The organism is Ruegeria faecimaris (assembly GCF_900182615.1).
Classification (GTDB): Bacteria; Pseudomonadota; Alphaproteobacteria; order Rhodobacterales; family Rhodobacteraceae; genus Ruegeria; species Ruegeria faecimaris.
The window spans coordinates 66,364-76,610 of record NZ_FXTE01000017.1; the positions used below are offsets into that span (position 1 = coordinate 66,364).

At 56.3% G+C, this 10,247-nt stretch carries 11 protein-coding genes; 1 reads left to right on the forward strand and 10 read right to left on the reverse strand.

Features of this window, described 5'->3' with window-relative positions; genetic code table 11:
* Positions 1–71 precede the first annotated feature (71 nt).
* The 7 genes from hisD to FN806_RS18675 all read right to left on the reverse strand — a co-directional run bounded on the left by hisD (position 72) and on the right by FN806_RS18675 (position 7,591).
* Positions 72–1,412, reverse strand: coding sequence for a histidinol dehydrogenase (gene hisD, locus FN806_RS18645; RefSeq protein WP_142639918.1), 1,341 nt, complete (start codon positions 1,410–1,412; stop codon positions 72–74).
* 11 nt (positions 1,413–1,423) lie between these two features.
* Positions 1,424–1,954 carry an ester cyclase gene (locus tag FN806_RS18650; RefSeq protein ID WP_142639920.1) on the reverse strand — a complete coding sequence of 177 codons (531 nt, stop codon included), beginning with the start codon at positions 1,952–1,954 and terminating at the stop codon, positions 1,424–1,426.
* A gap of 132 nt (positions 1,955–2,086) precedes the next feature.
* A complete protein-coding gene (locus FN806_RS18655; protein ID WP_142639922.1) occupies positions 2,087–3,076 on the reverse strand; it encodes a nuclear transport factor 2 family protein in 990 nt (329 codons plus the stop codon).
* 178 nt (positions 3,077–3,254) lie between these two features.
* Complete coding sequence (locus FN806_RS18660; protein WP_142639924.1) at positions 3,255–4,136, reverse strand: carbohydrate ABC transporter permease; 882 nt, start codon at positions 4,134–4,136, stop codon at positions 3,255–3,257.
* Between the two features lies 1 nt (position 4,137).
* A complete protein-coding gene (locus FN806_RS18665) occupies positions 4,138–5,166 on the reverse strand; it encodes a carbohydrate ABC transporter permease (protein ID WP_142639926.1) in 1,029 nt (342 codons plus the stop codon).
* Between the two features lie 65 nt (positions 5,167–5,231).
* The gene (locus FN806_RS18670) at positions 5,232–6,458 is read right to left on the reverse strand and encodes an ABC transporter substrate-binding protein (protein WP_142639928.1); all 1,227 of its coding nucleotides are present in this window, start codon (positions 6,456–6,458) and stop codon (positions 5,232–5,234) included.
* Positions 6,459–6,541: 83 nt separating this feature from the next.
* Positions 6,542–7,591: an ABC transporter ATP-binding protein gene (locus tag FN806_RS18675; RefSeq protein ID WP_142639930.1), complete on the reverse strand. Its 1,050-nt coding sequence runs from the start codon at positions 7,589–7,591 to the stop codon at positions 6,542–6,544.
* Positions 7,592–7,749: 158 nt separating this feature from the next.
* Here FN806_RS18675 and FN806_RS18680 point away from each other — a divergent pair, with 158 nt between their 5' ends.
* Positions 7,750–8,751: an ester cyclase gene (locus FN806_RS18680; protein WP_142639932.1), complete on the forward strand. Its 1,002-nt coding sequence runs from the start codon at positions 7,750–7,752 to the stop codon at positions 8,749–8,751.
* A 201-nt stretch (positions 8,752–8,952) separates the two neighbouring features.
* Here the strand turns inward: FN806_RS18680 and FN806_RS18685 are convergent, their stop codons facing one another.
* Genes FN806_RS18685 through FN806_RS18695 form a run of 3 tightly spaced genes read right to left on the reverse strand, consistent with a single transcriptional unit; the run spans position 8,953 to position 10,062 of the window.
* Positions 8,953–9,501: a hypothetical protein gene (locus FN806_RS18685; RefSeq protein WP_142639934.1), complete on the reverse strand. Its 549-nt coding sequence runs from the start codon at positions 9,499–9,501 to the stop codon at positions 8,953–8,955.
* Positions 9,488–9,688 carry a DUF3726 domain-containing protein gene (locus FN806_RS18690; protein WP_142639936.1) on the reverse strand — a complete coding sequence of 67 codons (201 nt, stop codon included), beginning with the start codon at positions 9,686–9,688 and terminating at the stop codon, positions 9,488–9,490. Before FN806_RS18690 ends, FN806_RS18685 begins: the two co-directional genes overlap by 14 nt.
* Positions 9,685–10,062: a hypothetical protein gene (locus FN806_RS18695; protein ID WP_142639938.1), complete on the reverse strand. Its 378-nt coding sequence runs from the start codon at positions 10,060–10,062 to the stop codon at positions 9,685–9,687. Before FN806_RS18695 ends, FN806_RS18690 begins: the two co-directional genes overlap by 4 nt.
* Between the last annotated feature and the right edge of the window lie 185 nt (positions 10,063–10,247).

The following is a 10,247-nucleotide window of genomic DNA, read 5'->3' on the forward strand; positions in this document are numbered from 1 at the left end:
CTGCTTTTCTTTCAAAACCCGTGGTGCCCGGGCAAACCCCAAGCGCAAGTTCTGCAGCAATGACCTCACTCTTATGAGGACGCGTCTGCAGCCTCGCGATAAGCCGCACCTTCGCCGTAAGGTACGTTGATGCCCCCATAACGCCGGACGCGAATATTGCATTGCTCGGCATGGCCGACAAAGCCTTCCAGCATACACAGGCGTGAGCCGTATTCGCCGATCATTGCCGCAGCCTCGTCAGTAACAACCTTCTGGTAGCTGTGAGTTTTCATGAACTTGCCGACCCACAAGCCGCCGGTATAACGTCCGGCCTTTTTGGTCGGCAGCGTGTGGTTCGTGCCGATCACCTTATCACCGTTTGCAACATTGGTCCGCGCCCCAAGAAACAGCGCGCCATAGCTGGTCATGTTTTCCAGGAACCAGTCGTCACGGTCGGTCATCACCTGCACATGCTCAGAGGCGATATCATCGGCAACTTGCAGCATTTCGTCATAAGTGTCGCAGACAATGACTTCCCCATACTCCTCCCAGCTGACTTTTGCGGTTCCGGCGGTAGGCAGGATACCGAGGATACGGTCGATCTCGCTCAGCGTTTCTTCGGCCAGCTTGCGCGAGTTGGTGACCAGAACACAGGGGCTGTTGTAGCCATGCTCGGCCTGCCCCAACAAGTCGGTCGCACAAAGTTCGGCATCGGCAGCGGTTTCGTCGGCAATGACCATGGTCTCGGTCGGGCCCGCAAAAAGGTCGATGCCAACGCGACCAAAGAGCTGCCGTTTGGCTTCTGCCACAAAGGCGTTCCCGGGGCCGACCAGCATGTGGACCGGATCAATGGTTTCCGTACCGATCGCCATGGCACCAATCGCTTGGATACCACCCATGACATAGATCTCATGCGCCCCACCCAGATACATGGCAGCGATCACGGCCGCATTGGGCTTGCCCTGAAACGGCGGCGTGCAGGCGATGATGCGAGGCACACCCGCGACTTTAGCGGTCGCAACCGACATATGCGCCGACGCAACCATCGGGAATTTACCGCCAGGAACATAACAGCCAACAGACTGCACCGGAATGTTCTTGTGGCCGAGGATGACGCCCGGCAAGGTTTCAACCTCGATATCCAGCATTGAGTCGCGCTGCGCCTGGGCGAAGTTTATCACCTGTTTCTGAGCGAACTTGATGTCGGCCAGCTCGCGTTCGGTCAATGAGGCGATCAGCTCGTCGATCTGTTTCTGGCTCAGGCGGAAGCTTTCCGGCGAGTAATTATCAAACTTTTCCGACAGATCACGCACTGCCGCATCACCTCGGGTTTCGATGTCTTTCAGCGTCGCTTCAACGACAGCGCGGGTTTTGGCGTCATCTTCGGCCCGGTCGGCCTCGGGTTTGCCGCTTTTCAGATATTCGATAGCCATTGTCCTAATCCTCAATTTTCGGGCCGGGGCGGAATTTCTTCTCCCCGGTCAAATGTTTCCCACCCTTTGCCCTGGAACAGATCGACTCCAAGCTGCGAGGCGACATGGGCAAAATCGACATTCACCCAGTTGTCGACGATCTTGCCGTCGACAACTTTCCAGAAATCCATGTAACGGATCTCGACGCGCTTGCCGGTGGGCGCAATCCCCAGAAATTCGCCAGAATGGGTTGCTTCCTGGCGGCCAAAAGCTGCCGCCCACTCGCCCATATAAAGCCGGGCCTCGTCGATGCAGGTCTTGTCGGAAAACGCAGCCTGGAACGGGCGTTGCCAGTTTTCCTGGAATTCCTTCAGGCCCGTCTTGGTGCCGCAACCCTGGTTGCCAAGCCAGCGGAACCCTTCGGCGAAGAATTCGCCGATATCTTCGATACGGTGGTCGTTCAAACCATCGACCATCCCCTCGATCACGGCGCGGGTCTCGTCGGTTTTGCTCATGTCCGTGTCACGTGTCAGCACGGCCTGTTCGGGGCGGGAGCCCTTCATGTTTCTCTTCCTTTTATGGTTACCAAGGGGTCTTCTGTGTGGAGGGCGAGGATTAATCCGCCGTCAGAAAATCCCTTGGCATCCGGTTGAGCGCCGGATGGCGCGCAACGGCGTTATGTCTGGCAGAGCAGCTCATGCAGCCTGCTCGGCGATTTCAGCAAAGAGGTCATAGCCCAGTTGCAACAGCACATGCGGGACATCGACAAAAACCCAGTTTTCGACCAGCAGATCGTCCTCGCGGCGCCACCAATCGCAGACCCGCATGAAGACGCGTTTGCCACTTGCGGACTGGCCGAGGAAAGGTTTCACTTGGACGCCAGTTAACGAGGGCCAACCGCCCGAGCATACGTAGTTACCTTCGCCATAGCGGGTGAAATGCGCCGTCATACCGTTGCCCGCAGTGCCGCCGGACCAGCCTTCAAAGGTGGCTTCGAAAGGCACCTGGAAGCTGGCAAAACTCTCGATCCCGACGAAAGAACCGAAGGCGCCGGGGCCGTACCAGACCATGTTGTCATGCCAGTAGGGGCGCCAAGCCTCGTTCTCGGTAGCAAGCCCGGCCAGCATTTCTGTGACCATATGATAGCTCTTGGCACCCTCGGCAGGATCCTGCGGAGTGGTCAAGATGCCATCATGGCTGGCAGGGCCCTGAATCATGCCGGTGAAGCCGCGGGTCTTGCCCGGGCTGTCGGGGATCGGCCATTGTCCAGCGGCCAGCATCAGCTCTGGAATATCGAAGAAGATATAGCTTTCCACCGCCTTGCCGTCCTGCATCCGGTGGAACTCGCCGAAGCGCAGATAGGCAAGCTCGCCTGTGGCCCGGATGCCGAGCCAGTCGCGCGAGAACCGACCAACGAAATAGCCGGTGGCGCTGATCCAGTCCTGCCCGTCAAATTCGCCGGCCATGACGATGTCATCGCGCCGAAAAAGCCCGTCGAAGGCAGCGGCGAGCGGGGCGATGACGTGATCGTGCAGCCCGAGGCCGCCCGCGACCTCATTGAAGGGATGCACCACGTTGACATGTGCACCGGGGGCGAAGAAGGCGTCAAATGCCGGCCGGAAGTTGCCAGGATGGCGTTGTGCTTCGGTGAATTTCAGAAAGGGTTTACGGTCGAGGTTTTTCATCTTCTCTGTCTCAATGGGGTCTGTTCGGGGCGTGTTCGGAGAAGCGCCCCGCAAGGTCCCGCGCGCATCAAAGCAAATGGAATTCGTCCCGGCCGCCGGGTCCTGCGCGCAGCCACATTCAGTCTGGCTGTATGCGCATGGGCAGATACGGACTGAGGATGAGTGCGTCCCATCAGAGTTAGCCTTTCACAGCCCCGGCCGTCAGACCGCCCACAATCTGTCGCTGGAAGAACATGACCAGAATGAACAGTGGAACTGTGGCTGAAACCACAGCCGCAACCGCGAACATCACGTTACCTTCAGTCTGCGTTGTACCAAGAAACGCGGCAATGGCAGGCACCATCGTGCGGTTGCTTTCGGACAGAAGCATCGCCCCGACAGCAAAATCGTTATAGGCCAGCAGGAACGAGAACAGCCCGGTGGTGATCACCCCTGGCCACATCACCGGAATGATCACGCGACGAAATGCCTGGAACTGGTTGCATCCGTCGACCTTGGCACTTTCATCCAGCTCGCTTGGGATATTCTTAAAGAAAGAATGCAGCATCCACAGAGTGAACGGCTGGTTTATCGCCACAAGCACGATGATCGTGGTTGGAAGGATCCCCCAGATGTTCCATTCGAAGAAAGGCAGCAAATATCCCGAGACCAGCGTAATCGGTGGCATAGCCCGGAAGATAAGTGCCGTGATCAATAGCCAGAACGTATAGTTGTAGGTCGACCGGGACAGAGCATAGCCCCCCAGCGTTCCGATTGTGAGCGAGATGGTGACAACAAAGAAACAGACGATCCCTGTGTTGAGAACATTCCGCCAGAATTCTTCCTGTATCCAGGCGCCCTCGTACCCTGTGGTTGTGAAAGGCGAGCCATAGACGGCTTCGGTCCGTGCTCCGGTGATGGCATTGGTCCAGTCGGCGATCGAAAAGAAATCCAACTCTACCTTGAACGAACCCCAGACCGTCCAGAGGAACGGGAAAGCGGCCAGAACGAACCATAGGATCACAAATAAGGACGTGGCGATCCGGAGACTTCTAGGCATTCTTTGTGCGCGGCTGGCCATATTATCTTGCTCCTTTGAAGTCGCGCCAGGTGCGGACAAGCACCGGTGACAGCAGAATGGCGACTCCGATTATCGTGATCACAGAGGTCGCGGCCGCGGAAGAAAGCTGCCGGGTTTCACCGCCTAAGTCGTTGAAGATGAATGTACTAAGGGATTGTGCGTGCGCACCTGCGCTGAACCCGATTATCGGTTCAAACACCTTGAAGTTGTCCATCAACTGAATCAACGCAACAAATGTGACCAGTGGCATGAGATGAGGAACGACCACGAACTTAACCTGTTGCCAGCGGGTTGCCCCGTCTATCTGGGCGGCCTCGATTTGATCCTGGGGCAATGTTTGCAACCCCGCATAGAACACGACAAATGCAAATGGAGCGGCGTGCCAAACTCCATAAACCATCAGCGCCACCCACATCAGCCCGGTTGAGGCCTTCAGGCTAAAATCCGGATCCCCGGCCAGATATACTAGGGCGTTGCCGATGACCCCGCGGCTGTCAATCATCCAGAACAGGATAAGCGAGCCAATCAACGGAGTGACGATCATCGGCAGAAGCGAAAAGAAGATCAGCAGCCCTTTGAGATTTCGGTGCAGGGAGTTGATTGCCAGCGCAATCACCAGCCCCAAAATGATTGTGAGCGGCGTCACAACAAACGTGAAGGTCAGCGTAAAAGCCATTGCCCTGTAAAAGGGCAAATTACCGATCTTTGAGAAGAAACCGCCCCAGGTTTCATTCGCAGCCCAGATCTGTCCAATTTCCTGGATCGCCAGGTGGCCACGGTCCAAGTAAATGTCCAATCCGACAAATCGGCCCAGTGGTTTCTCGGCACGAAGGGCGGCTGTTGCCTCTTGATCAATCGTGGTCTCTGTCGTGCAGCCGATCAGGGGGGTGCAGCTTTCGACCTCTAACAAAACGGCCGGATGAGGCGCGAAAATGGATTGGGTCACCACCGAGACTATCGGCATCGCGATGAACAGCAGCATCGCAAGCCCGGTGGGCAGGAAGAACCACAGGAAGGTCTTATGGCGCATGTCGCAATCCCCACGTGAATTGGTTTGTGCGGGCGGCCCTTACAGGCGCCCGCACGAGTCAGGCCCTACTGGAGGAAACCTTGTTCGATGGCAGCCGCGCGATATGCGGCTTCGACATCGGCCAGCGCCTGCTCAGCGCTTTCCTTGCCTTGCATGAAGTCTGAAAGTTCATTGCCTAGCGCGCTGTGCATCAGGCCCATGTAAGGCAACATCGGATAAGGCGGTGTGCCCATTTTGGCCGCCTCAAACACGCCTTCGGCGTCCGCACCAGGCTCGTAGCCTTCGATCAACCATACCGCCAGCGGCGTGGTTTCATCGTTCAGCATGTCAGGACGGATACCGTGTTTCATCGCGATGAAGGTAGCCTCGGCTTCTTCATCCGAGATGTTCTTGCCGACGGTCCAGCCGTCCCACCACAGGGTCGATGCCGGCGTCGAGCCGCCGCCGACTGTCAGTGGTGCGCCGATCGCATGACCGTCGATCACTTCCTGAAGCACGCCTTCGGTCGTGGTTTGCTGCGATGCGCGTGAACCCCACATGTTCATGATTGCAACGTTACCAGCACGGTATTCGGCATTAGTGGCATTGGAATCGTGGGTCAGAAAGTCGGGGTTCATATATTCCGACAAAGCCTTCATCATGTTCAGCGCATTGACACCAGCCTCAGAATTCACGTTGGGCTCTGCTGTTCCGGCTTTGAAGTGGCTGCCGCCATAGCCAAGAAAAATGTTGTTGAATTCCTGTGCCAGATTCCAACCCGACGCATAGGCGCCGCCAACCGGGTTTTGCATGATGCCCTGCTCGCGAATGGCTTTGGCCGCTTCGAGCAATTCTTCATAGGTTGTCGGCACTTCGACACCGGCCTGTTCCAACACGTCCTTGCGATACATCAGGTGCTGAGCATTCGCCATGAACGCCACGGCCATAATGTCATCTCCAATCTTGATCAACTGACCTGGCTGCAGGTCCTGACCATGCTGTTCCACCAGATCGTTGAGCGGCCGAATAACATCTTCGTTCATCAACGCCACGATCGAGCTGTTGGCGATGATGGCACTGGTGTATTCAGACGGGTTTCCGGACAGACCAGCCACGTTGATGGTCTGGTGCTCGGAGGTCAGGTTTGAATCGACCGATGCGCCTGTGCATTCTTTCGCGCTGGTTGCGACGGCCTGAATGGCCGCAAATTCGTTACCAACGATATTCACGCGCCCGCTAATTTCACAGGCATAACCTGCGCTGGCGGCAAAGGCGGCCAAGGACCCAGCCAATGCAATTTTCTTCAGAAACATTTGTATTCCTCCCTAGGTAGATGGGTGCATCTTCGAAGTCTGCACCTGCGTTTAACCCGGCAATGCGGGTTTGGATTTTCTGTTCAGCGCTCCAAACGCGTTCCGGTTTGCGCATCAAACAAGTGGCAGTGATCGGTGTGGATATGGATTGAAACCTGATCATCGATTTCAGCGCGATAGGTTTTGTCGGCTTTGACCGAAACCAGCGCGCCACCGATCCGAACCGAGACCATCGTGCTGTCGCCCAAAAGCTCCTGCGTGTAGATGGGCCCGTTAATCTCGCCGCCGCTTTCCACGACATTGGCGTCCTCGGCGCGAAAGCCCAGCGTAATCGGGCCGTCCGACGCATTCAGCCCATGCACCTCAGTGTTCTGAGCCCGAAACACCCCATCCTGAACCTGACCATCGATAAGGTTCATTGCCGGGTTGCCAATAAAGCTGGCCACAAAAGTGTTTGCGGGTGCATCGTAAATATCGGTCGGAGAGCCAACCTGCTGCACGATACCCTGCTTCATGATCACCACACGATCTGCAAGAGTCATCGCTTCGATCTGGTCATGAGTCACGTAGATCGTGGTCACGGCAAGCTCGTGGCTGAGGTTCTTGATCTGCGCGCGCGTCGAAACACGCAGCTTGGCGTCAAGGTTTGACAGCGGTTCGTCCATCAGAAAGACATTTGGCTCGCGAACAATGGCGCGGGCCAAAGCGACGCGCTGACGCTGGCCGCCCGACAGCTCTGCCGGTTTGCGATGCAGAAAGTCATCCAGTTCGACCATGGCCGAAGCGCGGCGCACTTTTTCGTCATGTGTGGAAGGGTCGATGCCGCGCACCTTCAGCGGGAACCGGATATTCTCATAAACATTCATGTTCGGATAGAGCGCGTAGGACTGAAACACCATGGCGACATCGCGGTCCTTGGGCTCCATGTCATTGACACGCTCGCCATCTATCAGAATGTCGCCCTCGCTGGCGTCCTCCAAACCCGCAATCATGCGCATGGTCGTCGTCTTGCCACAGCCTGATGGGCCAAGAAGAACCAGAAACTCTTTATCGGCAATAGTCAGGTCGAAATTATCCACCCCCACAAACGATCCCCAACGTTTCCCAACACTGCGAAGTTGAATTTCGGCCATTCTGTCCTCCCATGTGCACTTGTCGTGCATACGTTTGCAAGAGCATAGACATCTGATGGAACATCAGGCAAGCTTTTTTTGCATGCGTTTGCAAATCTACGTTTCACTATACAGAAAACCTGCGCTCAATTCCTGGTAAAGCACTGAAAGAAAAGAATATGCCTTACGAAGCCGAGAAAAATATTGTTCTGGATCTTTATGAAGCTCTGAGCCGAGCTGAAGAATCAGCGGTCCCTGACGTGATCTCGAAATATTGCGCCGATGACTATCTGTGGCGCGGATTCCATCCCTTTGACGAACTGCATGGCCCCAGTGACGTAGGTGCCCAGTTCTGGCTTCCGCTGAAACAAAGCCTGACCCGAATGCAGCGCCGTATGGACGTATTCATGGCCGGAGAAAACGAGATGGACGGTTTCACCTCGGTCTGGGTTGTATCAATGGGCCATCTCATGGGGCTGTTCGACAAAGATTGGCTAGGTATCTCGCCAAACGGCAAAATGACATTTCTGCGCTATTGCGAATTCAACAAGGTCGAAAACGGAAAAATCACTGAAACGGCGATGTATTTCGACATACCTCATTTCATGATGCAGGCCGGATTGCAGCCGTTCCCGCCTCAGACAGCCGCGCAGCTCGTGCAGCCGGGGCCCATGACCCATGACGGCCTGATGGTCGGTCCGCAACCTGCGGCGGAAGGAGAGCGGACTCTGGCGGCCATCAACTCTATGATCTCCGATCTGGGCCAATGGAACAGCGGCCTCAGCCTTGAGGACGAACTACGGCGCACATGGTCCGAAGACATGATCTGGTGGGGGCCATCCGGGATCGGGGCGACCTACACGATCGAACGCTACGCCCAACAGCATGCAGGCCCTTTCCGTGCTGGTTTCACTGACCGGTCGAAAACCAAACACATATGCCGCCTGGCAGAGGGTCACTATGGCGGTTTTTTTGGCTGGCCGAACTTCACAGCCCGTCCAACTGGCGGGTTCATGGGAATGCCTGCAACTGACAAAGCCGGTGAATTTCGGGTGATAGATATCTATCGGCGAGACGGGGATAAGTTGGCCGAGAACTGGATATTCATCGACCTTTTGCATTTCTGGAAACAGCAGGGTGTGGACATCCTTGCCAGAATGTCCGAGCTACCGCGAACATAACCGGCAGGATTGACGCACATCAGACCTTGGCTCTGTGCACTACCCCTGGCTCATGGCGCGCAGGGTCAAAAGGTTCTTTGGCGACCCAGCGCCGATTCACCGGGAATACATGCTGAACGAGTTCCGGTCCGACGCCGCCCCAATCGGGGCGGCATTTTTTTTGTTTGCAAACGGAGCAAGCGCTGGCTCATATCCCAAGCCTCACATGGGCCCGGCGCCTGAGCGGGATTGCGTATCTGAGCGAACGAGAATGGGCCAAGCGGCGGCGTTCAGGGCGTCCCATTGGCCGGGGTCAACCTCAATCCCCTGTTCCAAAGCTTGGTTATAGTTGGCTGCTAGCTGCGCCGCCGAAATTTCAAACCGCTGAAGTTCGGGTTGCTCCACCTGACGTGTCACCGCGTCCGCCAGCAATGCAGGCTGATTTGTGCAGATGATAGTGACGGTCGAGATTTCTTTTCTGTCATCTGCATTATCCAATCGCCAGTAAGGCGGGAAAGTCGCGCCGCTTTCAAAGCTCGCTCCGTGTGATCCAACCTGATCTTTCCGATAGGCTGAGATATAGACGCCCAACTGCGCGACCATCGACAGGCTTCGCAGGATTAGACCAGGATAGCGGCAGTTGGCCAGTTCGATGATCGCAAAGCCCGACTTGTTGGCCTTGGAGTGCATCAGATAGGCCGCCAATGAGCCGTGCTCGCAGACATCCGCGCCACCTGCATCAAGAACGGCGATGTCGTCATTTTCGAACACCAACCGCGGAGTCGCTCCACCCTTGGGGGCCCAGTGGTGGCAGGGTGATACGGTCGAACCCGCTCAGACCCGCCATTTGCAACCAAGTGACCAATTGGCCAGCTTCCTCATAGTCACCGATCTCGTGCACGGCTCCTTCGTAGGCGCGGGACAGCGCGGTGATCATTTCGTTACGGGATACTTTCATGCCTGTGCCTCCTCAATCTGCGGTTTCAGTGGCAGGAACCAGCTTTCATAGGTCTGGCCGATGTCATCAATCAGCGGTGCCCCCTGATACATTGTGTTACGTACCCATAGCTTCGAACGAGGGGCGAACTTGCTGACGCCAAAGAAGGCAAGCTTGCAGCGCAACAGATCCATGGGGCGCACGTTCCGGTCCGCAAGGTTGGCTCGGATTTCGGCGTATTTGTGCCTGCTCATGGTTTGGATGCGGCGCACGATGCTTTTCAGAGCTGGGCGGCGCAACAGGAAATGAATGACGTCACTGCCTGGATGCTCTTCAAGGTCTTCCAACAACACGTCATAGCAGGCGCGAACACGGCGCCCGATGGGCAGCGGCATTTGTTTCTCAATCCCCGGATCAGCACCGGCAAAACCCAGCCGCTGAGCCTCCCCAACTGAACTGGTCCCCCTTTATGTTTAGGAAACGGGGGACCTAGAATGGCAAACAAGAGACCGAAGCCGGAAGAGATTGTCTCGAAGTTACGGCAAGTTGAAGTTCTGATGGGTCAAGGCATGTCCCGTCT